Origin of the sequence: Neptunicoccus cionae (assembly GCF_014643735.1) — a bacterium.
In the GTDB taxonomy this organism is placed as follows: Bacteria; Pseudomonadota; Alphaproteobacteria; order Rhodobacterales; family Rhodobacteraceae; genus Amylibacter; species Amylibacter cionae.
This window is the reverse complement of record NZ_BMKA01000002.1, coordinates 716,653-742,887: the sequence shown is the minus strand read 5'-3', so window position 1 is coordinate 742,887 and position 26,235 is coordinate 716,653. Positions and strand designations below refer to the sequence as shown.

The 26,235-nt window shown below is 56.7% G+C and carries 22 protein-coding genes; 2 read left to right on the top strand and 20 right to left on the bottom strand.

Features of this window, described 5'->3' with window-relative positions:
* Nucleotides 1-40 precede the first annotated feature (40 nt).
* The 13 genes from trhA to IEX10_RS08775 form a co-directional block, all read right to left on the bottom strand.
* Nucleotides 41-682: a PAQR family membrane homeostasis protein TrhA gene (gene trhA, locus IEX10_RS08835; RefSeq protein ID WP_188673520.1), complete on the bottom strand. Its 642-nt coding sequence runs from the start codon at nt 680-682 to the stop codon at nt 41-43.
* Between the two features lie 132 nt (nt 683-814).
* Nucleotides 815-1,945, bottom strand: coding sequence for an AI-2E family transporter (locus IEX10_RS08830; RefSeq protein ID WP_229678483.1), 1,131 nt, complete (start codon nt 1,943-1,945; stop codon nt 815-817).
* Nucleotides 1,946-2,000: 55 nt separating this feature from the next.
* Nucleotides 2,001-2,948 (bottom strand): YihY/virulence factor BrkB family protein, encoded by a 948-nt coding sequence (locus tag IEX10_RS08825; protein ID WP_188673511.1) that lies wholly within the window; start codon nt 2,946-2,948, stop codon nt 2,001-2,003.
* Between the two features lie 61 nt (nt 2,949-3,009).
* The gene (locus tag IEX10_RS08820) at nt 3,010-4,266 is read right to left on the bottom strand and encodes a DUF3618 domain-containing protein (RefSeq protein ID WP_188673509.1); all 1,257 of its coding nucleotides are present in this window, start codon (nt 4,264-4,266) and stop codon (nt 3,010-3,012) included.
* Nucleotides 4,259-4,657 (bottom strand): phage holin family protein, encoded by a 399-nt coding sequence (locus IEX10_RS08815; protein ID WP_188673507.1) that lies wholly within the window; start codon nt 4,655-4,657, stop codon nt 4,259-4,261. The genes IEX10_RS08820 and IEX10_RS08815 overlap by 8 nt, the downstream gene beginning before the upstream one ends.
* Nucleotides 4,654-5,184: a hypothetical protein gene (locus IEX10_RS08810; protein ID WP_229678482.1), complete on the bottom strand. Its 531-nt coding sequence runs from the start codon at nt 5,182-5,184 to the stop codon at nt 4,654-4,656. The genes IEX10_RS08815 and IEX10_RS08810 overlap by 4 nt, the downstream gene beginning before the upstream one ends.
* Nucleotides 5,185-5,654: 470 nt before the next feature.
* Nucleotides 5,655-8,087 carry a GcvT family protein gene (locus tag IEX10_RS08805; RefSeq protein ID WP_188673505.1) on the bottom strand — a complete coding sequence of 811 codons (2,433 nt, stop codon included), beginning with the start codon at nt 8,085-8,087 and terminating at the stop codon, nt 5,655-5,657.
* Nucleotides 8,088-8,095: 8 nt separating this feature from the next.
* Nucleotides 8,096-8,971 carry a choline kinase family protein gene (locus tag IEX10_RS08800; protein ID WP_188673503.1) on the bottom strand — a complete coding sequence of 292 codons (876 nt, stop codon included), beginning with the start codon at nt 8,969-8,971 and terminating at the stop codon, nt 8,096-8,098.
* Nucleotides 8,968-10,950 (bottom strand): ABC transporter permease, encoded by a 1,983-nt coding sequence (locus IEX10_RS08795; protein ID WP_188673500.1) that lies wholly within the window; start codon nt 10,948-10,950, stop codon nt 8,968-8,970. The genes IEX10_RS08800 and IEX10_RS08795 overlap by 4 nt, the downstream gene beginning before the upstream one ends.
* The gene (locus IEX10_RS08790) at nt 10,951-11,964 is read right to left on the bottom strand and encodes a quaternary amine ABC transporter ATP-binding protein (RefSeq protein ID WP_188673498.1); all 1,014 of its coding nucleotides are present in this window, start codon (nt 11,962-11,964) and stop codon (nt 10,951-10,953) included.
* 117 nt (nt 11,965-12,081) lie between these two features.
* On the bottom strand, nt 12,082-13,014 hold the full coding sequence (locus tag IEX10_RS08785; RefSeq protein WP_229678481.1) for an ABC transporter substrate-binding protein: 933 nt from the start codon (nt 13,012-13,014) through the stop codon (nt 12,082-12,084).
* 272 nt (nt 13,015-13,286) lie between these two features.
* Nucleotides 13,287-14,213, bottom strand: a complete 927-nt coding sequence (locus IEX10_RS08780) for a choline/ethanolamine kinase family protein (protein WP_188673494.1) — start codon at nt 14,211-14,213, stop codon at nt 13,287-13,289.
* A 6-nt stretch (nt 14,214-14,219) separates the two neighbouring features.
* Nucleotides 14,220-16,637, bottom strand: coding sequence for a GcvT family protein (locus IEX10_RS08775; RefSeq protein ID WP_188673492.1), 2,418 nt, complete (start codon nt 16,635-16,637; stop codon nt 14,220-14,222).
* Nucleotides 16,638-16,783: 146 nt separating this feature from the next.
* Here IEX10_RS08775 and IEX10_RS08770 point away from each other — a divergent pair, with 146 nt between their 5' ends.
* A complete protein-coding gene (locus tag IEX10_RS08770; RefSeq protein WP_188673489.1) occupies nt 16,784-17,548 on the top strand; it encodes a DeoR/GlpR family DNA-binding transcription regulator in 765 nt (254 codons plus the stop codon).
* Here the strand turns inward: IEX10_RS08770 and IEX10_RS08765 are convergent.
* Nucleotides 17,545-18,843, bottom strand: coding sequence for an acyl-CoA dehydrogenase family protein (locus IEX10_RS08765; RefSeq protein ID WP_188673486.1), 1,299 nt, complete (start codon nt 18,841-18,843; stop codon nt 17,545-17,547). The two genes, IEX10_RS08770 and IEX10_RS08765, sit on opposite strands and share 4 nt — an antisense overlap.
* A gap of 326 nt (nt 18,844-19,169) precedes the next feature.
* On the opposite strand from IEX10_RS08765, the gene IEX10_RS08760 reads away from it, so the two are divergent.
* Nucleotides 19,170-19,913: a FadR/GntR family transcriptional regulator gene (locus tag IEX10_RS08760; protein WP_188673483.1), complete on the top strand. Its 744-nt coding sequence runs from the start codon at nt 19,170-19,172 to the stop codon at nt 19,911-19,913.
* Between the two features lie 529 nt (nt 19,914-20,442).
* On the opposite strand, the gene IEX10_RS08755 is transcribed toward IEX10_RS08760, so the two are convergent.
* From IEX10_RS08755 to IEX10_RS08730, 6 genes are all read right to left on the bottom strand, one after another.
* Nucleotides 20,443-20,949, bottom strand: a complete 507-nt coding sequence (locus IEX10_RS08755; RefSeq protein ID WP_188673482.1) for a hypothetical protein — start codon at nt 20,947-20,949, stop codon at nt 20,443-20,445.
* The gene (locus IEX10_RS08750) at nt 20,942-21,232 is read right to left on the bottom strand and encodes a hypothetical protein (RefSeq protein ID WP_188673479.1); all 291 of its coding nucleotides are present in this window, start codon (nt 21,230-21,232) and stop codon (nt 20,942-20,944) included. The genes IEX10_RS08755 and IEX10_RS08750 overlap by 8 nt, the downstream gene beginning before the upstream one ends.
* A 316-nt stretch (nt 21,233-21,548) precedes the next feature.
* Nucleotides 21,549-23,138 carry a fatty acyl-CoA synthetase gene (locus IEX10_RS08745; protein ID WP_188673476.1) on the bottom strand — a complete coding sequence of 530 codons (1,590 nt, stop codon included), beginning with the start codon at nt 23,136-23,138 and terminating at the stop codon, nt 21,549-21,551.
* Nucleotides 23,139-23,158: 20 nt separating this feature from the next.
* Entirely contained in the window at nt 23,159-24,466 is a 1,308-nt protein-coding gene (locus IEX10_RS08740; protein ID WP_188673473.1) for a TRAP transporter large permease, read from the bottom strand.
* Nucleotides 24,459-24,995: a TRAP transporter small permease gene (locus IEX10_RS08735; RefSeq protein WP_188673470.1), complete on the bottom strand. Its 537-nt coding sequence runs from the start codon at nt 24,993-24,995 to the stop codon at nt 24,459-24,461. The genes IEX10_RS08740 and IEX10_RS08735 overlap by 8 nt, the downstream gene beginning before the upstream one ends.
* A gap of 60 nt (nt 24,996-25,055) precedes the next feature.
* Nucleotides 25,056-26,192, bottom strand: coding sequence for a C4-dicarboxylate TRAP transporter substrate-binding protein (locus tag IEX10_RS08730; RefSeq protein ID WP_188673467.1), 1,137 nt, complete (start codon nt 26,190-26,192; stop codon nt 25,056-25,058).
* Nucleotides 26,193-26,235 lie beyond the last annotated feature (43 nt).

Here is a 26,235-nt window from a genome sequence, read left to right as displayed (position 1 = left end):
GTGCCCCGCCGCTCAGCCGGAACGGCCTAGCGCGCGGTTGTTAGGGAAACAGCGCGGCCCAGATGCCTGCAAACATGAAGATACCGCCGATATTCACCCAAGTATGCCAGATGGCATAACGGTAAGGCATTGATCTACGTGCATAAAAAACAGTGCCGATTACATAAGCGGCGGCCCCTGCGATAATGCACCAAAGCGTCACAATAGGCATGTCCTGCATATCCGGCAGCGCCAGCAATCCGATTGCTCCCAGCCCAAGATAAGACGCCATAGACCATTTGGACTGCACCGAAATATCGGTTAATTTCTTATACATGGCCACACAGGTCAGCCCCCAGCAGATCACCAGAAGGGTCAGGGTCCAGCCGGTGTTGGCCAGAACAAAGAACGGGGTGAATGTTCCTGCAATGCTGGGATAAATCGCAGCATGATCCAACCGGCGCAGGATCACGCGATGGCCGTGCCACGGGGCAAAATGATAGGTCCATGACGCCACATTCGACGCCAGCGCGCATAAAACGTACACCAGAACGGCAAAAAAGACCGGCAGGGAATGCGCGGTGGCGGTTTCTGTCAGCATCAGCCCACCGGCGATAAATATCAGCACCAGCCCGAAGAAATGGACTGCTGTATCAGCGCGGCGGTGGGACGTGAACCGGCTGGGATAGGTCGTGTCTGTCATGGTGGCCCTGCTTGTCGAACGACACGGAACTAGCTGCATAAGCCCCGAAAGTCCATTTAATCCACGCGCGGCCAAAGATGACGTTTGGTTAACTCCGTGCCGGAGCGTGGGATTAGCCAATGTCAAAAGCCTTTAATCCCGCGCCGCTGTTTCAGTGCGGTCATCATCCGCGCCGCCGATGAAGCGCCCGATTACACGCAAGGAACGGGATTCGTCACAGGCGATTTTGATCACAATCAGGATCGGTAAGGCCACCACCATGCCCATCACCGACCAGATCCACGCAAAAAAAGCGACCGTAAGGAACACCACCGTTGTGTTCAGCCGCATCCGGCGGGAGATCAGCATCGGTGTCACCAATTGCCCTTCGATGGAAGTCAATGTCGCGTAGGTCGCAAACACGCCGAGAGCGGTCCAAGCGCTTTCAAGACTGACAAAAGCCACTGAACCTGCAATCGCTGCGCCCATCAGCCCGCCAAGGAACGGCACGAAGTTTAACCCGAAGGCCAGAAATCCGAAGACGAGCACATTGGGCATGCCCCAAAAATACATCGCGATGCTGATTGCCACCCCAAGCCCTATGTTGATCAGGGTGATGCCGCCAAGATAGTAACCGAGCTTGTCTTCAATCGCGTGTAGCACTTCAACCGCGCGGCGTTTTTCTGCAAAGGCGTCGATGCTTTCAATCGTCTTGGTCAGAAACAGGTCGCCTGACGAAATAAGAAAGAACAACAGGATAAGTGCGAATAGTATCCGGCTTAGGAAGCTTGGCGCCATGCTGAAGATGGCGGTGACAATACCGGGATCGGAAACCACTTCGACTTCGACGGTTTCTTGTTCCTGATCTGCGATAATCTCACCTGCTGCAACGGTGGCGTCTTTTATCGCCTCCAGTGTGCCGCCGGAGTTTGAAAGCTGGTCTTTCATCTGTTCGATCAGCCAAGGCAGATCCTCAATGAACTGCGCCGTAGGAGAACTGATCTGGATCAGGAACATGCCGATAACAACAGACAGTATTGTGACGAACAGCGTCGCGGACAGATAGGGCGGAACGCCGCTCCGCTCTAGCCAGCGGCGTGGGCGGTTCAGGATAAGATACCCTAGAAATGCGGTCGTGACGGGGATCAGGAAGTCACTGGCCCAAACCAATGCTTGCAACAGCAGAATGGTAAAGATGCCATAAAGCGGCACCCGAAGCCCTGCCAGCCAAGGGGCGGGCTGTGACTTGGGTTGTGGAGCCATGTTCGGGGATGCGTTTGTCATTGTGCCATGCCCGCAGTGCGGGTGGTGGCATGACTGCGCGAATGAGCTGTTACGCTCACTTCCCCGCAGCCTCGCCCAGATTATCGGCCTTCTGCGCGTCTCGCTCTCCCATCGGTTCATCCTGCCCCACGGTTGTGTCTTTGCGTGTCTGTGCCTCCAGCTCGGCGTTCACCTCTGCGCCAATAAGCACGATGTACGCTGAGATCCAGAACCACATCAGCAGCACGATTGCACCGGCCAATGTACCGAAACTTTCGTTGTAAGAACCGAAGTTACCAACGTAGAACGCAAATCCGACAGAGGCCACGATCCACATCAGGCAACCGAGAATTGCACCCGGAGAGGCCCACTGCCATTCGGGGCGATCCCGTGACGGCGCAAAGTGATAAAGCGCAGCTAGCCCCAGCATGGTCATGGCGACCAGCACCAGCCACGGCAATACGCTGGCGAATACTGCGGACAGCGTGCCCAGATTGGCAAAAGCCAGAATTGCAGGAACCGCTAGCGTTACGCCAAGCCCGACCAACAGCCCCGCAATCAACATCAGGGTGAGCCCGAAAGTCACCAGCTTCAATTGAATGAACCCGCGGGACTCGTTTTCATCATAAACGACGTTCAACCCTTCTATCAGGCTGGCCATCCCTTTGGAGGCGGAATAGAGCGCAACAAGGATACCAACAATGGCAGCCAGTCCCAGCCCGCCGTCCCGCGAACCGGCAACCGAAGTTGCCTGATCGGTGATAATCGTCATTACTTCTTCAGGCATTAAACCGGAAAATGACCGCATCTGTTCCACGATCTGGCTGGGTTCGACCAGCAGACCGCTGATGGCGATCACAGCTGTAATTGCTGGGAAAAGCGCTAGAAGTCCGTAGAATGCGACACCGGCAGCGACCAGACCGATCCGGTCATTTGCGATCTCGTCTTTGACGCGAAACGCGACATCCTTCCAGCCTTTGGTGGGGATGTTGTCAGGGGATTCGGCGGTGCGGCCTCGTGCCATCTCTGTCTTCCTTATCTACGGTTGGGGACGAAAAGGGGGCTGTGAAAGCCCCCTTCGATGCTTAGGTGCTTGGCTTGCCAAGCTCCTCTTCTTTGGCCTTTGATTTGGCCTTGTCTGCAACGCGGTTGGCAGCGGATTTCGCTTTGTCGCCAACAGCCTCGACTGCGGATTTGTCACCGGGTGCGCCGCTGTCCAGATCGGATTTTGTCTCGGATGCGATGTCCTTGACTTCCTTCTGAACGGATTTGGCAACCCGTGCGGCTTTGTCTTTCTCTTCCTGAAAGATACGCTCCGCTTCTTCGAACATCTGGTCGCTGTGTGCACCGACGTATTTGTCTTCGGTGCGGGTGCGCGGCAGTGCGCCGCCCAATGCTGCACCGATGGCAAGGGCCAGTGCGCCAACAACGAGCGGTTGACGATCATAAAAATCGGCAGCTGCATCCGCCCCTTCAGAGGCTTTTTGCGTTGCGGTCCGGCGAACCTCGATTGCCTTCTCGCGGGCTGCGATGACCCGTTTGCGGCCTTCTTCGCTCAGGGTTTCGGTCCCTTCTGAGATTCGGCTGCGTGCAGCGGCCAGCTTGTCCTGAACGGTGCCCGCACCGCTGGCGACGGCAGATTTACCGGAGGCAGCGGCGGACGAAACCTTGTCCCGCAGGTTGCCTGCACTGTCGCGCAGCTTGTCTGCACCTTGTGATACACTACCGGAAACCTGATCCTTGGCGTCGGATACGCTATCGGCCACCTGATCTTTTGCGTCAGCGACACGATCCCGTGCGTTGGCCATCGATGCCTTTGCATCAGCAGCGCGATCCGCGATGTAGGACGACCCGTCATCGTCGTCATCTTGCGACCAGGACGGAAGCGGATCACCATTGCCCAGAGTGTTCACTGGGGGCGTGTACGGCATTCCCTTCCGGTTGCGGGACTGACGGTAATCATCCTCGCCGGAGCGGTAGTCGGCAGCGGGATGCGGCGCAACGCGTGTTGCGGGATAGGCATGATTGTCGCGGCTGTCGTAGCGATCGGACGAACGATAATCAGCGGAGCGGTAGGATTGCTCCCGCTTTTGGCCATTGCCAAACATCATCCACGCAAGACCAATACCTGTCAGTGCCAGAGGCACCGGATTGGCTTTGACTTGCTCCACCACAGAGCGACCAAGATCGCCGCCGTGTTCGCGGAACTGATCGCCTACCTGACGCACCATCGTATCGATGGAAAACTTGTCTTGCAGGGTTTCGATGTTGTCGCTCAGATTGGCGCGTTGCCGTTCAATATCGCGTTCAATTTCACTTGCACTTCGGGTGTCGTTAGGCATCGTAAGACTCCTTGATAGCTTTTGCATCACGTTTCACGTTTCTGGCGGTCCGTGTCGGCGCGAGGCTGGAAAGTTTCAGATCGTTAATTCCTTTGCTGATCATCCCGAAGGCGATTACGGCAAGAATTACGCCGACAATCAGGGCTGCCCAACCAGCATCAATGCCAGCTTCGGCGAGACCGGCCACAAGGGCGCCTGCCAGAACGTTAAGGGATACGAGCGCGATGATTGCAGCACCGGCGATCATGCCGACAGCCGTACCAGCGCGGTTGACGTTCTCGCTGATTTCCGCACGTGCCAGATCGACTTCGCTGCGGACCAGTGAACTTACATTGTTCAGCGCGTCACTCAGGACACTGCCTGTGCTTTTGGTGGGTTGATGGTCACTCATGAGAAGTCTCCTCCTGTGCGTGTGGTTCCTGTTTGGGTGGCTGGTGCATAGGTTTCATACCCCTGCGCCGAACCAGCTGAGGCGTGGCTGTTACCGTGGTTTGTGTCACCGGATGCTTTCGCAAAACGTGTTGCAGCAAACCCGACGAGAGCGGCACCACCAAGGAACAGCAGAGGGTTTTTGCGGGCGAATTGGGTCACGTCCTCGACCATTGTGCCAAGGTCTTTGTCCCGCAGCGCGTCTGAAGCATCTGCCAAACCTTCGGCCATCTGCCCGAAAGTGCGTTCTTGTGGCGATCCGTTGCGCATCTCGTCTGCGGCTGTGCGCAGTGCAGAAGCTACGCCGGACACTTCGTCAGCGACCGAGGATTTCGCGTTATCTGCTTGTTGGACCGCTGCGTTCGCTGCAGTTTGCGCAGCGCTGTTCGCGGTCTCTTTGGCTTGGCCGGCAAGATCCGAAGCAGTCGCTTTTGCTTTATCCGCTACGGAAGCTTTGCCTTGTGTGTTCAACGTATTTTGATTGGTCATAATGCGTCTCCTGTTCGTTTAAAATGCAAGGCTGATGACGGCCAAAACGACGACGACCACCCCGATGATGTAGAATACATTGTGCATGTTCACTTCTCCTTCTCTAGCGGTGCGCCAGCGCGTCACCCATTGCAGTTCCAACGCGGCTTTATTCGGAATCGTTCCCGCAAAATTGACGGAAATGTCACCGACGGGTGAGTGGGAGGGGCGAAACACACGCGCGGCAGCGCGCGCGCAGTTGGTTTAAAGTGCGGTAATAAATGAATAAAAACATGCATCGCGTTTGCGTGAGCAAGCGGTGAAAGAATCTGCGTCTGATGCTGCAGCCGCCCCGCTGGACGAAGGTTAAATCGTGCGTTTGGGGGATGCGCCCACAACCGGCTCATCAAAACCTTCGCCGCACCCGGCACCAGAAAAGAACCGGATGCCGGATGCGGGGTCGTGGATCGAATGAAAAATGTTAGGGAGGGTCAGGCTTTGACCCGCTCCATTTTAGGATCGAATAGCGGGGACAGCGTGATCTTCGCGGGCACTCTCTCTGTGGCTACTTCCAGCTCGTATTCGCCGGAAAGCACGTAGGCGCGGTCGATCGGTGTGTCGCTGCGCACATAGCCCATGCCGATGCTTTGCCCCAAAGTGTGGCCGTAACCGGCGGACGACAGCCAGCCGCAGGTTTCGCCGTTCCGGTAGATGGTTTCACGTCCCGACAAGATCACATCCCCGTCGCAGGTGAAGGTGGCCATGATCTTTTTCTTGCCGGTTTCGCGCTGGGCCTGCACTGCCTCGCGGCCTTTGAATGGGATGTTGGATTTCATCTTCACCGCCCAGCCAAGCCCCGCTTCATCCGGTGTGTGATCCGGCCCGATGTCAGAGCTCCACGCGCGGTAGCCTTTTTCCAAGCGCAGCGTTTCAATCGCCCGGTAGCCTGCGTTGCGCAGCCCGTGATCCTTGCCCGCCCTGTGGATCGCTTCATAAACAGTCAGGGCGTATTCCACTGGCAGGTGCAATTCCCAGCCCAATTCGCCCACATAAGTGATCCGCAGCGCCAGTACCGGACAGCCTGCGATCCCGATCTTTCGGGACTGCCCGAAGGGGAAGGCTTCGTTGCTTAGGTCGTCGCGGGTGCAGGCAGACAGGATCTCGCGCGCTTTGGGGCCAAACAGCGACAGCACTGCATTGGAGGACGTTACATCCACCAGTTGCGCGTTCATGCCTTCGGGAATGTTGCGGGCGATCCAGTCGAAATCATGGGTGGCATAGCCTGTGCCGGTGACGATGTAATATTCGTCCAGCGCGAGGCGCACGCAGGTCAGATCACACTCGATCCCGCCTTTGTCGTTCAGCATCTGGGTGTAAATGATGCTGCCCACCGGCTTGTCCACGCGGTTCGAAGCGATCCAGCTAAGGGCGGCCTCTGCGTCCGGACCTTTCAGGATGAATTTTGCAAAGGAGGTCTGGTCGAACAGCACCGCTGTTTCCCGCGCAGCCTTGTGTTCGCGCCCTACGGCAGCGTGCCAGTTGGGGCGTTCGAAAGTGTAGATGTCACGGGCTTCCTCGCCTTCTTCGGCAAACCAGTTGGGGCGTTCCCAGCCCAGTTTTTCACCAAAGACAGCACCGCTGTTTAGCAGAGTGTCATAGAGCGGAGAGCGGCGGCACGGGCGGCCACTGTCGTGTTCTTCGGACGGCCAGGCCATCGTGTAATGCTTACCGTAAGCTTCCAGCGTGCGGGTGCGGACCCAGTCTTCATCCCCGTGGGGGCGGCCAAAGCGGCGGATGTCCACCGGCCACATGTCATAGGGTGGCGCACCGTTGGCGACCCATTCCGCCAGCGCCATACCTGCCCCACCGCCCGAAGCGATGCCAAAGGCGTTGAAGCCTGCGCCGATAAAGACGTTGGCCATCTCAGGTGCTTCGCCAAGGATGAAGTTCCCATCCGGTGTGAAGCTTTCCGGCCCGTTGATCAGCTGTTTAATTCCCGCTGTTTGCAAAGCAGGCACACGGGGCAGGGCGAGTTCGACCAACTGTTCGAAGTGATCAAAATTGGACTCCAGCAGTTGGAAGTCAAAAGGGTCGGGGATGCCATTTTGCGCCCACGGGATGCCGTTTGGTTCGTAGCCGCCCATAACCAGACCGCCCACTTCTTCTTTGTAGTAGGTCAGCCGGTCAGGATCGCGCAGGGTGGGCAGGTCGGACGGCACGTCAAAGGGTTCGGTGACCATATACTGATGCTCGACCGATACCAGCGGCACTGTTACGCCAACGGTTTTGGCCAGCTCTCGGGTCCATTGACCGCAACACAGCACCAGCTTTTCGCAGGTCACATCCCCTTGCGGAGTACGCACGCCGGTGATCTTGCCGCCTTCCGTCAGAATTTCCGTTACGGGTGCATGTTCCACCAGTTTCGCGCCCTTGGCACGCGCGCCCTTTGCCAGTGCCTGCGTGATGTCGGCGGGATTGGCCTGCCCGTCGGTCGGCAGGAAGGCCGCGCCGACCACATCACCGATGTCCATCAGCGGCCACAGGTCTTGTGTCTCTTGCGGGGTCAAAAGCTGCATATCCAGCCCGAAACTATGGGCGGTGGTGGCCTGACGCTTTACCTCGGTCCAGCGTTCCTGATTACACGCCAGCCGCAGCCCGCCGTTCATCTTCCAGCCGGTTGCAAGGCCTGTCTCGGCCTCAAGATTTTTGTACAGATCAATGGAATAGCCCAGCAATCGCGTGATATTCGCGTTAGAGCGCAATTGCCCCACCAATCCGGCCGCGTGCCATGTGGAACCGGAGGTCAGCTGCGCTTTTTCCAGCAGCAGCACTTCCTGACCCATTTGCGCCAGATGGTACGCGGTAGAGCATCCGATGATGCCGCCACCGACGACAATAATTTTCGAAGAGGAAGGGAGTGTCATATCTTGCCTTACGTGTTTGCAAAGTCGGACAGCGCTGCGTTCAGCCTGTCGAGGTTTTCGGTGGTGTATTGCGCATAGTCAAAGTCCAGCGCCGAATGGATTTCCGAGGTCATGGACCAGAGCGTTTCACGCATCAAAGACGCGCATTTCATTGCCTGATAGGGGCGCCAGTGCTGATCGGGGGAGGTGGCGAAATATTGCTCCAGCATCAGCCGCTCCTGCGCCTCAGACAGCCCGTTGTTAGAGGCCAACCCCGCCAGATCAAACAAAGGCGCGTTAAAGCCGCCGTATTCCCAGTCGATCAGCCACAGCTTTTCCCCGTCATCCAGAATATTTGCCGCCAGCAGATCGTTATGACCGATCACGAGGTCGACCGGTCCGGTGGCTTGTTCCAGCATCTCGCTTTGTTTGGTCAACCTGTCGAACATGCCCTGATATTTTGAACCGGCGGCCAGCAGGCGGGTGATATAGGTCCGGTTGACCTGATAAGGCCAGAAGGCAAGGGCCGGTTTGATCAGGTGCTGGCCCATTTGTGTATGTACGTCGTAGATCAGCGCGACGATCCGGTGCAGGTTTTCAGGCTTGCGCACGTCTTCTTCAGCAAAGGTCGAAGCGTCCAGATACTCCAGCACCAGAACGCCGTCTTCATGGTGGATCACTTCGGGTGAAAATCCGCCTTTGGCAGCCGCTTGGGACAGTGCCAGTTCGTTCCAGCGCATCACCCCGTGTTCTTCGATGTCTGCCCCGATTCGCACCACGTATTTGCGGCCCTGATCGGTGACTGTCAGGTTCACATTCGTGATCCCGCCACTCAGCGGTTTTATATCCTGCGGGTCACTAAAGCAGGACAGGGCGGCTGTCCGTTCAATCGCGTTTTCTGTCATAAGCCCAACCTCCTGCGTTGTCCTTCGGCCAGTGCGTTCACGATCCGGTCCGCGACGATGGCGATGAAGGCCACGGACAGACCGGCCACAATGCCCTGACCTGCGTTGGCTTTGGTCAGGGCGATATAGACCTCTTGGCCCAGATCACGGGTGCCGACCAAAGCGGTGATCACCAGCATGGAAATCGCCAGCATGATAGTCTGGTTCAACCCCAACAGCAGTTGCGGCGTGGCCAGTGGCAGCTTCACGCGCCACAGCAGCTGACGTTTGGTGCAGCCGGACATGACGCCGGCCTCGATCATCTGTTCGGGCACATCGCGCAGCCCGTGGGCGGCATAGCGTACCGCAGGGGCCAGCGCGTACAGCACCACCGCAATCATCGCGCTGAAATCTCCAACGCGGAACAGCATCACTACAGGGATCAGATAGACAAAGCTCGGCAAGGTTTGCAGCGTGTCCATCAGCCCGAGGATCACACGCCCCGCGTTCGGTTTCTCGGCGGCCCAAATGCCAAGCGGAATACCGATTACAGTGGCGATCAGCACCGACACGCCGCACAGGTAGATGGTAATCATCGCCTTGCCCCAAAGCCCGCTGGCCGCGATGAAGGCCATCATCAGTGCCGCCATAATACCCAGCTTCCAGCCGCCAATACGCCATGAAATCAGTCCGGTGGCGATGATGCCCCAAGCCCATGGAATTCCGCTGAAGAACTTTTTGACTGGCAGCAGAAGCCCTTGCAACACAACGACTTTGATCGCCTCGAATGTATCAAAAAAGTTGACGTTGACCCACTCCATCGCGTCGCTCCAGAACGGGCCGGTGGTCAGAGTCAGACTGTCAGGGTAGGTTTGCAGGGCAGGGATGAACCGGCCCAGAACCAGATTGGCGAGGATGACCAGCAGCACCGTGCTGCTCCACGGGTGGCGTTGCAGCAGGTTGCCTTCGGGCAGGCTTCGCTGGCTGCGTTCGGCAAAGGCCTGACTGGCACGGTCGAGCGCAATGGCCATGACGACGATGGCGAGACCCGCCTCAATCCCCGCGCCAATGTCGAGCCGCCGCAACGAGGCCAGTACGTCAAACCCAAGGCCACCCGCGCCGATCATCGAGGCGATAATCACCATATTGAGCGAGAGCATAATCACCTGATTGACCCCCACCATCAGCGAAGGCGTGGCCGATGGCACCAGAACCTTCCACATGATCTGCCGCTTGGTGCAGCCTGCCATGCGACCGGCTTCTTGTATTTCTTCGGGGACGGAATGCAGCGACAGTATTGTAATCCGCACCATCGGCGGCATGGCGTAGACCACGGTGGCCACAAGTGCGGCAACAGGGCCAAAGCCGAACAGGATCAGGATCGGCACCAGATAGGCAAAGACCGGAACCGTCTGCATCAGGTCCAGAACCGGTTGCAGCAAGCGGTTAAACCAAGGCGCGCGGTAAGCCGCGATCCCCAGAAACAACCCGCCCACAGCCCCGATTGGCACTGCGATCAGAACAGAAGCCAGCGTGATCATCGCACTGTGCCATTGCCCGAACACTGCAAGGTATAGGAAACAGGCCCCGACAAGGGCCGCCAGCGCCCAGTTGCGAGCATAATGTCCAATGGCAATCGCGCAGACCACCACAGCGACCCAGCCGAGCGACGGTGCAAGTTGCACAGCACTGTCGCCGTATCCCGTATTGAAGCCTTCGATCAGAAGGTTTCGCAAGAACTGGTAGGGCGCTTCCAGAAGGGCTGCAATCGCGCGGGTGAATTCGCGGAAGGTGAAGAAATAGACGTTCGCGGATTCCACCAGCCAATCGAGGAAACTGCTGATGCTGTCTTCCAGCGGCAGTTGCCATTTTTTGGGGTAGCGGATGATCCAGCGGGCATCGAGCGCCTTGTAGATCTGGAAGGAAAATTGCGACAACACCCATGTCACCGCAAACAGGCCAAGCCAGAAGACCCTGCCGGATGTAAGCCAGCGTCCCATTCAGCGCCGCCCCACCAGAACGTCAATCACGGCACTGCGGGTGATTTGTCCGATGATCTTACCATCCTGTTCCACGTGAAACGGGTGCTCTGCGGCCTCAACACGATCCCCGATGCTTTCGATTGTGGCACTGGCGGGAACGGTGCCGGAAAAACTGTCGCCGCTCAATGGCTCGGCGAGCGCGGCTGCGGTGATGACTTTGGCGCGGTTCACATGGCGGGTGAATTCTGCCACATAGTCGGTGGCGGGGTTCAGCACCAGCTCCTCGGGCTTGGCCACCTGCTGGATCGCGCCATCCTTCATAACAGCGATACGATCTGCAAGGCGGATTGCTTCGTCAAAATCATGGGTGATGAAGACAATGGTCTTGTGCAGCATGTTTTGCAGGCGGATGAACTCGTCCTGCATTTCACGCCGGATCAGCGGGTCGAGTGCGGAAAACGGTTCATCCAGAAACCACAAGTCCGGCTCCACCGCGAGCGATCTTGCGATGCCGACCCGTTGTTGCTGGCCACCCGACAGTTCACGCGGGTAGTAACCTTCACGCCCTTTTAGCCCGACCAGTTCCACAACTTCTTGCGCACGTGCCAGTCTTTCGGCCTTGGGAACGCCCTGCACGTCCAGCGGAAAGGCGGCGTTTTCCAGAACGGTCAGATGGGGCAGCAGCGCGAACTGCTGGAACACCATGCCCATCTTGCTGCGCCGGATCTGGATCAATTCCTTGTCGGATTTGTTCAGAAGGTTTTCGCCCTCAAAGTGAATTTCACCCGCTGTCGGCTCCACAAGACGCGACAGGCAGCGCACCAGTGTCGATTTGCCAGAGCCTGACAGCCCCATGATCACAAATATCTCACCCTTGAAAATCTGCACATTTGCGGCCCGTACTGCGCCGATCAGTCCGGCCCGACCGAGATCGCCTTTCTTGGGAACAGGCGTGTTTTTCAGGAATGTTCCGGCGTTTGGTCCGTAAAGTTTCCAGACGTCGCGGCATTCTAATATGACTGATTGATTCATTCGGTCCTCGGGTCGGCGGGCGCAGGCGGGGCGCGCGGCCGGAGCATGTGTCGTGCTAATGGGGGCGGGGTCGTGAACGGGCGCGCCTTTGTATGACGCGCCCGCTCAAAGGTAGGATTACTTAACGATCCAAGAGGACCAAGCGTCTTTGTTCTCGGTCATCCAAGCCGCAACAACTTCATCAACGGATTTTCCATTCAGGTCCACATCGGCCACCATTGCGCCCATGTCTTCGTTGGAGATTTTGAAGTTCTTGATTGCTTTCTCGGCGTTTGGCCATTTTTCCGCAACACCGGCCCATGCAGCTTTCCAGATCGGGCCGGTCGGCTTGCCACAGTCATAGGCTGCATCGGGGTTCACGCCGACAGAGGGATCATTGTAGCATTCGGGGGAATAGGCTGGAAATTCCACATATTTGCCATCAAACTTGGCGGGTGCCCAATGGGGGGAATAAAGCCAGAGCATGATCGGGTCCTTGCGCTGATACGCGGCTTCCAGTTCGGCAAACAGGGCCGCATCGGTGCCAGCGTGAACCACTTCGAAATCCAGTTCCAGTGCTTCAACCCGTTCGTCATCAAACCCGCCCCACGTGACCGGACCACCCAGATAGCGGCCCATCGGCGCTGTTTCTGCGGTGGAGAAAGCATCGGCGCAATCTTTCAGTGCTTCCCAATTTGGCAGGCCGGGGCATTTTTCCTCCATATAAGAAGGATACCACCATTCCTCGATCGCCATCATGCCGGTTTCACCCAGATTAACCACGTTTCCTGTGGCAAAGGCTTCGTCCATCGCTTCGCGGGCTGTTGTTTCCCACAGTTCCATTGCCACATGCAGGTCGCCGGTTTTCAGCCCTGCAAATTGCGCGATGTAATCGGCCTGAACATATTCGACATTATAACCAGCCTCTTCCAGCACCTCGCCCATCAGCGTGGTGGTGATGAGCTGTCCGGACCAGTCGTGCAGTGTCAGCTTGATCGGGTCCGAGGATTCTTGTGCCAGCGCCGGTGTTACAGCCATAAACGCGGCCGCCGCTACGGAAATATACTTCATTCTAAAACTCCCTGTGTTGGATCGGGGCGTCCGGTCTTGGATCGGGTCAAACGCCCGCGGATCGCCGGTAATGATCCAACTATACAATCAGATTCGAAATCAATATCAACAAAAATCAACAAAATTGCGTATTAAATGTAGTTTTACGTCAGGAATTGCAAATGTGCTGATCGGGATGCCTTGGAAACGGCTTTAATGATGCAGACGCAAAGCGTGTCGTGGCCGGTGTGATTGACGGCCCCGCACTGCGCATCGTTGGAACTGGTGAACGGTTAGCCCTTTTTGACAGCGGCCACATGCGCTCCAAAGGCAGGGTCCTGCATCAGCGCCTTGCACCGCGCGAACCGTTCTGTGGCGTAGGCCCAGAAATCTTCGGCCGGATTGTCATCTGCGTGCTGGATCAACCCCCAAAGCGTCCAGAGCAGATCGCACATGGCTTTATAAATCACCATACGGCCGGTTTCGGCGGCGGTAGGCGGGCGGCCGAAATAGGCTTCCATCAGCTCAGCGTCCTGCGCCTCGTTCAAACCCGCCTCTACCGACAGATCGCCCACATCCCAGAGCGGATCATTCATGCCGGAGTATTCCCAATCAACGATCCACATGATCGTGCCATCATCGAGAAAATTCTCACACAGAGGATCGCAGTGGCACGGCGCCAGCGGCAGAACAGCAGAGGCGAGCGCCTGTTTCACGGGATCAGCGGCGGCAACCACATCGTGGTAGCCTTCCGGCAGATTTACGTCTTTGGTCGCAAGGATTTTAAGGTAATCGTCGATCATGGAGAACAGTTCGAAGCGGAACTGAAACTGCTCCCCCGACCCATGCAGTTTTGCCAGCGCTTTGCCCGCCCGTGCCGGTGATCCGGCGCGGCTTTGAAACAGGGCGGGGGTCATGGTTTCAATATCGGGCACTGTGCGCGAAATCATCAGGCCGGTTTCGGGGCGGGCAAAAAGCACCTCCGGTGAAACACCGGCCCGCGCAGCCGCCCGCGCGTTGTGATCCTCTACCGCGCGATCGATGTAATCTTCCGTGCCTTCGCCCGGTATCCGCACAATGACCGAGGTGCCTTGAAATTCCACTCGATAGACCAGATTGGTCATCCCGCCGAGCCGCGTGATACTGTCCACCTGTTGCACATCGGCAAAGGCAGGGGCCTGTCGCAGGGCTTGCAGAACTGTGTCCGAATGATCTGTCATAAGCCGTTATCCTTTTAAAGCACTGTTGGTGGGATCATAAAGCGGTCCGTCGGTTTGCCGGATGGCATGGCGATCGCCAAAAACCTCTAGCGTGAAGTCTTGACGGTCCCAGTGTTCCTGATCGAGATACCCTCGCAAGATCGTCTGCCCCACAGTATGGCCAAAGCCCACAGAAGTCGCGAGCGAGACCAGTTCTTCGCCAATCAGGATCGCCTCACCGCCTGTTAACGGCAGGTTTTCATCAGTGACAAAGGTACAAAGCTGCCGTGAAACGCCTTTGGTTTTCTGTGCTTCCAGCACTTGGCGGCCGATGAAATCACCCTTCGATTTCAGATGCACCCGAAAGCCGAGACCCGCTTCAATCGGGGTATAGTCGGGCGTCACATCCCCCGACCAGTAGACATAGCCCTTCTCCATCCGCAGGCTTTCAATCGCGCGGTAGCCCACATTTGCAATGCCGTGGTTCTGACCTGCCTGCCAAAGGGTGTCATAGACATGGGCCGCAAACTCGGTTGGGATGTGCAACTCATATCCCAGCTCCCCGACGTATCCGATCCGTGCTGCACGCACAGGGGCTGCGCCGATGATGATCTCCTTGGCAGTAGAAAACGGGATGGCATCGCCTGACACATCGCTTTCGGAGGCGGCAGCCAGTACATCGCGGGCCTTCGGGCCAACGATATTCACCACCGCAATCCCGCTTGTGACTTCGATCAAGTGGACCGAGCCGTCATCGGGCAGGTGCCGCTTGATCCAGTTGCTGTCATGCACCCCAAAGCCCGAGCCTGTGACCATATAGAACCGTTCCGCGCCGAGCCGGATAAAGGTGACGTCCGCCTCTGTCCCGCCCTTGGCGTTGCACATCTGGGTGTAGATCACGCTGCCAACGGGCTTGTCCATATTAGAGACACAGAGCCTTTGAAGCAGTTCCAGCGCTCCTCGTCCGAGGATTTCAAACTTGGCAAAACTGGTCTGGTCGATCAGGGCCACACGCTCGCGTACCGCTGCATGTTCCTGCGCTGCATATTGCTTCCAGCCGGGGTTGAGAAAGTCCAATTGATCCACTGCTGGCACGCCTTCAGGGGCGAACCACAACGGACGCTCCCAGCCGTTCTTAGATCCGTAAACCGCCCCCTGATCTTTCAGCTTTTGATAGAGCGGGGACAGGCGCAACTGGCGGGCTGTTTCATGTTCTTGCCCCGGATAGCGCATCTTGTAATGGTGGGCGTAATGTTCGACAGCGCGAGGATACATAAAGGCGCGGGTGCCGTGATGGGGCCCGAAGCGGCGCACATCCAGCGGCCACAGATCAAGCGAGGGTTGCCCGTCCACGACCCATTCCGCGATCATCTCTCCGGCACCGCCCCCTGCTGCAATCCCGTAGAGAAACCCCGTGGCCATCATCAGGTTTTTGTAATCCGGCTGCCAGCCCATCACAAAATCACCGTCCGCAGAATAGGGGATCGGCCCGTTGATCACCTGCCTAATGCCGACTTCGTTGATGATGGGCGTGACCTTGCCCGCCAGTTCCGCAAGTGGCAGGAAACGGTCCAGATTTTCGGGCAGCAACTGGCGCACGAACTTGCCCGGAATACCCTTGTTGCCAAAGGGCAGCGTGTCTTCTTCATAACCGCCGACCACCAGCCGTCCGCCCACATCCGGTTTGTAATAAACCAACCGTTCAGGATCGCGCAGGGTCGGGTAATGGCCGATTTCGCTGCCGGTGGATTCGGTGATGATATACTGATGTTCCACCGCACAGGCCGGGACCCTGATGCCAAGTTTCGCGGCGATTTCGCGGCTCCACATCCCTGTGGCGAGGATGATCGTATCCGCCTCCCAACGCCCTTGGGTGGTTTCAACAGAAGTGATCCGCCCGTCTGTGATGTTAAAGTCCAGAACCTCTACATTCTGGCGAATATCGGCACCCTGTTTGCGCGCAGCCCCGGCCACGGCCTGACACAGCGAGGCAGGGTCGACGTAACCGTCAGACGGAATAAACGCCGCGCCTTCCAGACCTTTTTCGTCGATCAGCGGGAACAGGTCCTTGGCCTCTGACGGGCTAATGATCTGCATTTCCAGATCAAAACTGCGCGCCATTGTGGCCAGCCGCTTTGCTTCCAGCATCCGTTCCTTGGTGGCCGCCAGACGCAGGGATCCGGTCTTCTTCCAGTCGAACTGCATCCCTTCTTCGTTCTGCAACCGGTCGTACATTTCGACCGATTTCTTCAGCATCCGCGTGGTATTGCGTGAAGAGCGCAACTGCCCCACCAGTCCCGCCGCGTGCCATGTGGCCCCTTCGGTCAGATCGGCCCGTTCCAGCAGCACCACGTTTTTCTCTCCCATACGGGTGAGGTGATAGGCGATAGAGCAGCCCAGAATGCCCCCGCCAATGATCAGATGTTTCGCTGCGTGTTGTGCCATAGTGCCGTCCGATGAGGGTTTAACACCCGTCACAGTAATTAATATCAACATCATGGCAACGATTTTGTTGATTTTTGTTGATATACTCCGCAAAATCAACAAGTGCGGGCTATCGTTTGGCTGGTTTCCGGGTATAGGTGTCGCAAATGTCGAAATATGAAGCACAGATTCTACACGCGGTTGATATGCGCGGAACGCTCTCGGTTGTGGAGCTTTCGCAAATGCTTGGCGTGTCCGACCAGACCATCCGCCGTGTCACCCAGCCTCTGGTGGCGAGCGGGCGTCTGGATAAAGTCCACGGTGCGCTGGTCTCCAACCGGATTGCCACCGACCCGCCGTATCTGGCGCGGATGAATCTGAACCGTGCTGCAAAAGTGGCCATCGCCAAGGAAGCCGCCGAGATCATTGCGGACGGGGCGAGCCTAGCCATCGACACAGGCTCTACCTCGGGGTTTATCGCGCAGGCATTGCGGGCGCGAAAGGAACTGACGGTCGTTACAAATTCGGCCTTCGTGGCCAGCACGCTGGCGATTATTCCGGGCAATAAGGTGTTCATGGCCGGAACCCAGTTGCGCGATCATGACGGGGCAGCCTTTGATCGCTCCGCCTTTGATGTGATCGAACGGATGCAGGTGGATTACGCGCTTTTGTCCGCCTCGATGGTGGATGCGGTCAAGGGCTTTCTGGTGCATGAACAATGCGAAGTAGAGATCGCGACCGCCATGCTGCGCAATGCTGGCAAGGTAATTATGGCGGTGGATCAGTCCAAGTTCGCACCGCAGGACCGCCGCCCTGCAGTGCGCCAGCCCTTGCTAAAGTCTGGCGATTTTGTCGTGACGGACCGTCGGCCCGACACTGCCTTTGAGGGCCTGCTAAAAGGTCTGGAACTGCGGATCGCAGAACAGGGCTAACGCGGGTCACTTTCTAGTGTCAGCCCCAGTGCGACATTGCTGACTGCGGGTTCCTGATCCGACAGTTTCACGTTGGGGCGATCCGCCGCCGCTTTGGCCTGTTTTTTATACTCCAACCGCGCGATCTGGTCGCGGTGGACCTCATCCGGACCATCCGCAAGCCGCAGCATCCGCGCAGTGGCATAGGCGGTTGCCAGTCCGAAATCATTGCTTGTGCCGCCACCGCCGAACAGCTGGATGGCCCAATCGATGACCTGACAGGCCATATTGGGCACGGCAACTTTGATCATGGCAATCTCGGCCTTGGCCTCTTTATTGCCAACGGTGTCCATCATATGGGCCGCGCGCAGAGTCAGCAGACGGGACTGCTCGATCAGGATGCGGGATTGGGCAATCCGCTCGCGGGTGACGGATTGCTCGGACAACACCTTTCCAAATGTGGTGCGCTCTGCGGCGCGGGCGCACATTTTTTCAAGCGTGCGTTCCGCCAGACCGATCAGGCGCATACAGTGATGGATGCGGCCGGGCCCTAGGCGCCCCTGTGCGATTTCAAAACCGCAGCCTTCCCCCAGCAGCATATTGGACGCTGGCACGCGGACGTTTTCAAAGATCACTTCGGATGCGCGATCCGGCACACCATAAAAGCCGAACACGGGTATGGAACGTTTGACCGTCACACCCGGTGTGTCCTTTGGTACAAGGATCATGGATTGCTGACGGTAGGTTTCCGCGTTCGGGTCTGATTTACCCATGAAGATGATTACCTTACAGCGCGGATCGGTGGCCCCTGTGGTGTACCATTTGTGCCCGTTAATCACATAATCGTCGCCGTCCCGCACAATCGCGCTTTCGATATTACGCGCGTCCGAAGAAGCAACAGCCGGTTCGGTCATCGCAAAGCTGGAACGGATTTCACCCCTCAAAAGCGGCTCGAGCCACTGCTGTTTGTGGTCTTGCGTGCCATAGCGTTCCAGCACCTCCATATTGCCGGTATCCGGCGCAGAGCAGTTGAACACTTCCGGTGCGAGATGGCTGCGCCCCATGATTTCGCACAATGCGGCGTATTCCAGATTGTTCAGCCCCGCGCCCCTGTCAGAGTCGGGAAGGAACAGATTCCACAGACCGGCCTCTTTCGCGACGGTTTTCAGTTCCTCTACGATCGGATGCACCCCCCAAGGACCGATATCCTCGGATTCACGATAGAAGCGGGGCTCGTTCGGATAGATGTGCTGCTCCATGAAGTCCTTCAGGCGGGCTTCGAGAGCGCGGGTTTTATCGGATTTTTCAGGGATCATATCAGGCTCGCTCGTTTAGGGCGGGGCAGGTCTGCGTCTGCGGAACGCGCGGCGCTGCACTGGATTGCCCCATTGAAATTGAAAATTTAGTGACGTATTGTCATACACTAATGGTGTAACATAGAGGAATTGGGATGGGAAGCCGAAACACGCTTCTGCCGCTTGGGACGCAGGGTCAGAAACGGGGCATCGGCACTGTCTTGACGAAAGGTAAACCACCCACCCACGGGCCGCCTTCCTGTTCACAAACTGGGCGGCTTGCTGTTTAATCGAAGCAGCGGCACGGTCAGGTTGGCCCATCGCCTGCGAGCATTGGAGTTGAAGACATGAGTTTGCGCAGCCAGCATCTAAAGGTGAATTACGCCTATCGCCAGTTTGCCGATGAAATCGAAGCGCAGATCATGCAGGGCACCCTGAAACCCGGCGAGCGTCTGCCCGGCGAAGTGGAACTGGCGCAACTGTTCGGCGTCACCCGATCCACCGTGCGCGAAGGACTGCGCCAGCTGGAAAGCGAAGGGTTGGTCCACCGTCCCACCCCCCGCCGTCTGGAAGTGGCATTGCCCCAAACCGACAAGCTCGCCAGTCGGTCCAGCCGTGCGATGGTGCTGATGAATGTCACCTTCCGAGAGCTGTGGCAGGTGGCGCTGGAAACCGAACCACTGGCCGCAGAACTGGCCGCACGGCAAGGCCCCCCCGAGGCGCTGGCCGAGTTGAAAGACATCCACGCCCGTCTGGTGGCCGCCAAGGATGACGTGGCCGAAACCACGCGGCTTGATACGCTGTTCCACACCCAAGTGGCCGAGATGAGCCAAAACCGCGTGCTCTGCCTCGTGCGCGAACCGCTGACACTGCTGCTCTATCAGGGGTTCATCCAGATCACCCCCTCCGTCCCCCAAGCCATCGAACGCCAGATCGTCGCCCACAGCCAGATCGTAGACGCAATCGAAGCCAAAGACCCCGAGCGCGCCCGAAACTGGGCCCACCGCCACATCCAAGACTTCTGGCGCGGCATCCAGATTGCAGGGCTACAGGACGAACCGTCCATTTCGAAAGAGAACAGAATGAAGTGAGGTTGGGGTGGTGTTAAGTTATGCGAACGGTTCAAGGTGAACTTTCCTTTGCACCATCGGTATCTTCTCATGCAGCCCCTAATTCGATATTGACCATCGTACCTCAGTATCCGACCAAGCTCGTACGAAAATTGTTGTAATTTTGACTCGATTTGTCGAAGCTCAATGTGGCGGCGATCAATTTAGTTGAAGGTTGGGTGGTACTAATTATGGTTGTGCCCATCGCTTTATCACACATCACCTTCGCAGGGCCTGTATTCCCTTACCGCGAAGGAGTCGAACGGCAGTGGGAAACGACAGTTTCCCACTTGCCAAACCTAAATCTCAGATAAGCGCGAACACTTACCGGCATAGGCCAAGTACAGTATGCCATAAAAAGCACCTCTATAGCTAACGTCGAAATACAGTTCGACACTCGCGGATCACCTCATGCGGTCCACCTATAGGAGGCACTTGGTTCTAAGAGGGCGTGCGATGGGCACAACACATTAATACAAGTTGGGATTGTGATCGGCAAGGATTTGCCACATTAATTTGCGTTGTTTGTCTTACGTGCGTTTTTTGCACCCTGTGACGAAATCAGTACCCAGGCCGAAAAGGCCTTCTTGTCATTGTTGCTGGCGGATCTCAGACTTTCCATGCTCATCTGGGCATTCACGTGCATCGTTTGTGCATCTGCTTTGCTGAATTTGATATCAGGATCATAGTCGGCTTTGTGACGAAGCTCTTGCAGCTGATGAAATTCGTCTGCAAATTTTTGAATACAGTCTGGGAATGCAACTTTATGGGCATCTTCACATGCTTTCCGACAAATGCCATGAGTTAAACCGCGATAAACTTCCACCCAAGCTTTGTTTGGCCGCTGACTTGGAGTTCTTCCAACCAGCGAATTCGCACAAGTTCGCGCTAAGGCATGGAACAATGCATAATAACTGGAACTTATTGAACGTCGAATTTCGGCTTGTGATGGCCTTTTTGTACTAGCCAAACGTTTGGCAACCGCCAGATGGCCATCCGCAAGTTTCGCGTCAGGCATGCATGCCTGAGTTTATTTGTGGTGTGATCACTGGAAAAAAACCGGACCAATCAGCACCCAAAGCATCGCGAACCTTTCCTGTTAATCCAAAGTACCCTCTGGCCAGTTCTTCGGGTCGTTCAGTAGTGGTGATCAAGACTTCAATTCGAATTTTATGTTCGTTCTGATCGACTTCGATAGATGAAACTTCAATTACTGAGTTTGAATCCAGATTAAATTTTTCGCGAATTACTCTAGTAATTTGTTCTTCAACAACTTTATTCAACGTAGTTGGTATGGTCATTGTTTTCTCCCATCGACAACCCCGTGCCGGTCCCACGTTTTTAAGGACACTATACACAGTTTTTCATGGTCATCTATAAAATATGTAGCCTCAATGTGTCGCAATCAAGGCCAACGCAAGGCAACACTTGATGGATGATAATCACAAAAAGGTTATTAAAGGGTCAATTTCCAGTATATTACCATCGTATCTTTACTCGTTTTTGGCATTTTCTGATCCGGATCCTTGATCCGCAGCAAAAAGCCGCCTTTGTACCACTCGCATTTGCTCCCATAAAATATCGGCAGTAAGTCCTCCCCAATGGAACCACTCAAACTCATCCCCCGTCAAACACTCCCTCATACTCCACTCGCAGGTCTTTCTTCAGGATCTTACCGCTCGCGTTTTTAGGGAGTTGCTTGACGATCTCGATGTGTTTGGGGGATTTGAACCCGGCCAGATTTTCGCGGCAGTAGTCCATCATTTGCTCCCGTGTTACCGATGATCCGTCTTTGGCCACCACGATGGCTGTCACCGCTTCGATCCATGTGGGGTGGGGGATGCCGAACACGGCAACCTCGGCCACGTCGGGGTGGTGGAAGATGACTTCTTCCACCTCTCGGCTGGCCACATTTTCACCGCCGGTTTTGATCATGTCTTTCTTGCGGTCCACCACGTAGAGGTATCCGTCCGCGTCAAACCGGCCCAGATCGCCGCTGTGGAACCAACCGTTGGCAAAGGCCTCGGCGGTTTTTTCGGTGTCTTTGTAGTATTCAAGGATCAGATGGGGGCTGCGGTGGACGATCTCGCCCACTTCGCCCACGGCCACGGGTTGGTCTTTGTCATCCACCACGCGGGTTTCCACGTTAAGCGCAGGCCGCCCCGCAGAGCCGAGTTTGGTCAACTGGTCTTCGGGTTGCAGGATGGTGGCAATCGGGGCCATTTCCGTCTGCCCGTAGAAGTTCCAAAGCCGCATGTTTGGCAGGCGCTGCATCAGTTCCTCGATGATCGCGGTGGGCATGATGGAGGCGCCGTAATACCCCGCGTCAAGGCTGCTAAGGTCCCGTTTGTCAAAGTCGGGGTGGCGCAGCAGGGCGATCCAGACGGTGGGCGGGCAGAACAGTTTGGTCACGCCTTCCGCTTCAATCGCCGCCAGCATTTCGGCGGGATCGGCCTTGTCATGCAGGATGCTGGTCGCGCCAAGGTACAGGTCCGGCGACAGGAAGCAGTCAAGCTGTGCGCAGTGGAACAGGGGCAAGCAGTGCAGGGAAATGGCCTCGCCTGTCATCTTGCCGTCCGCGACGCAGCTGACGTATTGGGCATAAAGCGCGCTGGAGGTTAGAAGCGCACCTTTGGGACGGGATTCCGTGCCGCTGGTGTACATCATCTGGATCGGGTCGTCGGGGTCCACATCGACCCAGACCTCGCTGTCGTTCGAATGCTCCAGCAGAGTGGCAACCGGTTCCCATGGATCCGGCGCGGCCACGTCCGCATGAGGGATGGAGAACCGCTGCATATCCGCCTTGTCGAGCGCCGCCAGCGCTGTGTCAGCGGTGGCACAAAGGGCGTCTTCGGCGATAATCGCACAGGCGCCGGAATGGTCGAGGATATAGGCTACGTCCTCGGCATTCAGCATAAAGTTCACCGGCGTTGTCACCGCCCCGAGCCGTGCGAGCGCAAAGCGCAGCACCACAAAGGCGCGGTTGTTATGGCTAAGAAGGGCAACGCGGTCGCCTTTCTTGATGTCTTTGGCTTTCAGCCCGTTGGCAGCACGGTTCACCGCGCGGTTCAGCTCGGCAAAGGTTTCCGAAGTGCCGCGAAACTTCAGCGCGGTTTTGTCAGGCGTGCGTGCCGCTGAACGGTGCAGCAGATCGCCGAGTTGCTGGCTGCGGGCCCGCCGGACCAGCGAAATATTTGCATGAGTCATATCGTGTTGTCCTTACAGGTTTATTGTAGCAGTTCGGGCAGGAACAGGACCAGCGCCGGAAAGGCCGACAGCAGGGCCACGATGGCAAGGTCCATCACGATGAACCACATCACCCCGCGGAAGATCGCAGAGGTTTTCACCAAATCGCCCACCACGCTTTTTATAACAAATACGTTCATGCCAATGGGCGGCGTGATCATCCCGATCTCCAGCAGTTTGGTCAGCACGATGCCGAACCACAGCAGGCTCCACCCCGAATTGTCCACCACGGGCAGGATGATCGGCAGAGTCAGCAACATGGCGCCAATGGGTTCAAGGAACATGCCCATCAGCAGATAAACCAGCACAATACCAAGCATCAGCAGTGCAGGGTTGGAGGCCACTGACATGATGCCCGAAGACAGATAATCCCCCGCACCCGACAGGGCGAGGAACCGTGTCAGAAGGCTCGCGCCGATGGCGATGATCAGCAAGGACGCGGTGGTCATGGTGGTTTCGCGCGCCGCTTTCAGAAACCGTTCCAGTGTCAGCTCTCCGCTGATCAGCGCTACGATACAGGCCAGAAACGCACCGACCGCGCCAGCTTCGGTGGGGGTGAAGATGCCACCGAATAGGCCACCAAAGATGCCAATCATAATCAGGAAGATCGGCCAAGTGTCTTTCAGCGCAAGGATGCGTTCGGACAGGCTGGTTTTCTCGTCCCGTTCCGGAGCCAGTTCGGGGTTCAGTTTGACCCGCACCAGCACCACAATGATATAGCCTACGGTGGTCAGGATACCGGCGCTGATGCCGCCCAGAAACAGTTTGGCGATAGAGACCTGCGCGATCACGCCGTACAGGATCAGGATGATGGACGGCGGGATCAACGCGCCGATAGTGCCTGCCACCGCGACCGTGCCGGTGGCCAGTTCGGGGTGGTATTTGTGCTTCATCATTTCAGGAATGGCGATCCGTCCCATCGCAGCGGAACAAGCGATGGACGACCCTGACACAGCGGCAAAACCCGCCGAGCCGAAAATCGCGGCAATCGCCAACCCGCCCGGAATGGCAGACAACCAAATCCGCGCGGCGTTGAACATGCCTTTGGTCAGTTGTGTATGATAGCTGATGAACCCCAGAAACAGGAACATCGGAATAGAGCTAAGCACCCAGTTTGCAGTGAACTGGTAGGGAATAACCCCAAGTGCGCCCCAAGCCACACGAGACCCCATAAGGGACCACAACCCGATAAACGACACCCCGATCAGGGACACCCCGATGGGCACCCGCAGGGCAATCAAGGCCATAAGGGAACCAAGACCGGTCAGGCCAATTGCAACATCAGTCATGGACTATCTCATCATCTTCGAGTGTTTCGTGAAGGCCGTTGGGTGTTTTGAACACCCGAACCAGCACTTTATAGGCGGCGATCAGGCAGATCAGACCTGCACCCAGCGGGATAGCCCAATAGCTCGGCCAGATTGCGATCAGGCTTGATCCTTGCTCCATCGAAGCGCCGGAGTTGGTTTTTTTCATCGCTTCGGTAAACCCGCTGATGGCCAGCAGGCCGAAAACGAACAGGGTGAAGAGGCCGGAAAACACCGACAGCCAGCCCTGAAATGTGCGGGGCATCATATCTGTCAGGAACTCTACCGAGATGTGGGAGTTCTTTTCTTCGGCAACCCCAAGGGCGATAAACACGACGATAATCATGTAGTAATGGCCAACGATCACAATCGTACCGGTCAGTGGCGCGTTAAACAGATACCTGCCCACCACATCCGCTGTCACATGCAGCATCATCAAAACGATACATATCGTCCCGAGCAACGATCCGATCTTTGTCAGTCCTGACAGGGCTTTCCCCACATGAACCATACGATTTCCCCCCTAAATTTTGCGCGGGTGCCAACGTGTGACGCTGGCACCCGTGATTGGTTATTTGCCGTAGCTGCTGAGGTCCACTTTAGAGTAGATTTCGTTCCAGTAGAGCTCGGTCAATGCGTCAGCGGAGTCCACATCGGCCGTCAGCTCGGTCCAACGTCCCAGTAGTTCGCGCAGCTTGTCCGCTGCTGCTGCGCCGGTTTCCAGATTGAAGCGGTCTTTATAGACAGTTGCAACATTCTTGACGTCATTGGCGATAAAGTCGCGGTTCATTGCAACAAGGCTGTCAGATGCCGGACCGTATTCAATCCCCAGTTCCGGCGATTTTGCCTTACCTGCACGGGCTTCTTCCAGATACACCCAAGTCATTTCAGACGCGAGCTTGGCGCTGGCCTTCATAACTGCGGATTTGCCGTTTTCAGACAGACCGTTCCAGCGTTCCTTGTTCATCATTGTCGGAACAGTGAACTGGCCACCTGGCAGACCGGTGTAGAGGTATTTCACCACTTCGATGAAGCTGAAGTTTACAAAGTCGGCCGTGTTTGATGCCGTACAGTCCAGAACACCCTGATTGAGCGCCTCGAATGTTTCGTTCACGGACATGGAAACCGGAACAGCGCCCACAGTTTCCGCCCAACGGGACCAATACGCACCGGCGGTGCGGATACGCTTGCCTTTCAGGTCTTCTGGAGAGTTCAGCGGCACAACACATTGCAACGCGTAGGATGTGGTCATGCCTGCGCCAAGATAAACTTGGTTCTGCTTGGCTGTTTCGCTGATACAATCAGGGCAGTTCAACAGGACATATTCGCTAAGCGCACCTGCAAATGCGGCAGAACTTGTTTCGCCTGAGAATTCTTCCAGTTCCACAAGCTGCGAGAACTCCGAGATCATATTCAGGTTCGGAAATTCAGCCGGAAAATACGGTGTCAGGATCGCAGCGGTGTCCGCCAGACCATCCCGAACACCGGCGTTGCCTTCTGCAAAAGAAAGCAGGGACAGCGGGAATACCCGCATTGTCAGTTCGCCGCCGGAGTTTTCTTCGATCGCGTCTGCGTAGGATTCCAGAACCGCAGTCGGTTTGGAATTTGGTGGCCAGCCGCCAGCAAAGCTCAGCTGGTCGGCCTGAACAGCCGGTGCCAGCGCCAGCAGGGATGCCCCTGCGAGGACTGATTTGATCATGCGTTTCATAGTGTGTTTCCTCCTGTTTGTGTTCCGGATGCCGGAACGGTCG

Excerpts from the sequence above, each read along its gene's own strand:
- trhA (WP_188673520.1), bottom strand. The coding sequence starts at position 682 with ATGACAGACACGACCTATCCCAGCCGGTTCACGTCCCACCGCCGCGCT.
- IEX10_RS08830 (WP_229678483.1), bottom strand. The coding sequence starts at position 1,945 with ATGACAAACGCATCCCCGAACATGGCTCCACAACCCAAGTCACAGCCC.
- IEX10_RS08825 (WP_188673511.1), bottom strand. The coding sequence starts at position 2,948 with ATGGCACGAGGCCGCACCGCCGAATCCCCTGACAACATCCCCACCAAA.
- IEX10_RS08820 (WP_188673509.1), bottom strand. The coding sequence starts at position 4,266 with ATGCCTAACGACACCCGAAGTGCAAGTGAAATTGAACGCGATATTGAA.
- IEX10_RS08815 (WP_188673507.1), bottom strand. The coding sequence starts at position 4,657 with ATGAGTGACCATCAACCCACCAAAAGCACAGGCAGTGTCCTGAGTGAC.
- IEX10_RS08810 (WP_229678482.1), bottom strand. The coding sequence starts at position 5,184 with ATGACCAATCAAAATACGTTGAACACACAAGGCAAAGCTTCCGTAGCG.
- IEX10_RS08805 (WP_188673505.1), bottom strand. The coding sequence starts at position 8,087 with ATGACACTCCCTTCCTCTTCGAAAATTATTGTCGTCGGTGGCGGCATC.
- IEX10_RS08800 (WP_188673503.1), bottom strand. The coding sequence starts at position 8,971 with ATGACAGAAAACGCGATTGAACGGACAGCCGCCCTGTCCTGCTTTAGT.
- IEX10_RS08795 (WP_188673500.1), bottom strand. The coding sequence starts at position 10,950 with ATGGGACGCTGGCTTACATCCGGCAGGGTCTTCTGGCTTGGCCTGTTT.
- IEX10_RS08790 (WP_188673498.1), bottom strand. The coding sequence starts at position 11,964 with ATGAATCAATCAGTCATATTAGAATGCCGCGACGTCTGGAAACTTTAC.
- IEX10_RS08785 (WP_229678481.1), bottom strand. The coding sequence starts at position 13,014 with ATGAAGTATATTTCCGTAGCGGCGGCCGCGTTTATGGCTGTAACACCG.
- IEX10_RS08780 (WP_188673494.1), bottom strand. The coding sequence starts at position 14,213 with ATGACAGATCATTCGGACACAGTTCTGCAAGCCCTGCGACAGGCCCCT.
- IEX10_RS08775 (WP_188673492.1), bottom strand. The coding sequence starts at position 16,637 with ATGGCACAACACGCAGCGAAACATCTGATCATTGGCGGGGGCATTCTG.
- IEX10_RS08770 (WP_188673489.1), top strand. The coding sequence starts at position 16,784 with ATGTCGAAATATGAAGCACAGATTCTACACGCGGTTGATATGCGCGGA.
- IEX10_RS08765 (WP_188673486.1), bottom strand. The coding sequence starts at position 18,843 with ATGATCCCTGAAAAATCCGATAAAACCCGCGCTCTCGAAGCCCGCCTG.
- IEX10_RS08760 (WP_188673483.1), top strand. The coding sequence starts at position 19,170 with ATGAGTTTGCGCAGCCAGCATCTAAAGGTGAATTACGCCTATCGCCAG.
- IEX10_RS08755 (WP_188673482.1), bottom strand. The coding sequence starts at position 20,949 with ATGCCTGACGCGAAACTTGCGGATGGCCATCTGGCGGTTGCCAAACGT.
- IEX10_RS08750 (WP_188673479.1), bottom strand. The coding sequence starts at position 21,232 with ATGACCATACCAACTACGTTGAATAAAGTTGTTGAAGAACAAATTACT.
- IEX10_RS08745 (WP_188673476.1), bottom strand. The coding sequence starts at position 23,138 with ATGACTCATGCAAATATTTCGCTGGTCCGGCGGGCCCGCAGCCAGCAA.
- IEX10_RS08740 (WP_188673473.1), bottom strand. The coding sequence starts at position 24,466 with ATGACTGATGTTGCAATTGGCCTGACCGGTCTTGGTTCCCTTATGGCC.
- IEX10_RS08735 (WP_188673470.1), bottom strand. The coding sequence starts at position 24,995 with ATGGTTCATGTGGGGAAAGCCCTGTCAGGACTGACAAAGATCGGATCG.
- IEX10_RS08730 (WP_188673467.1), bottom strand. The coding sequence starts at position 26,192 with ATGAAACGCATGATCAAATCAGTCCTCGCAGGGGCATCCCTGCTGGCG.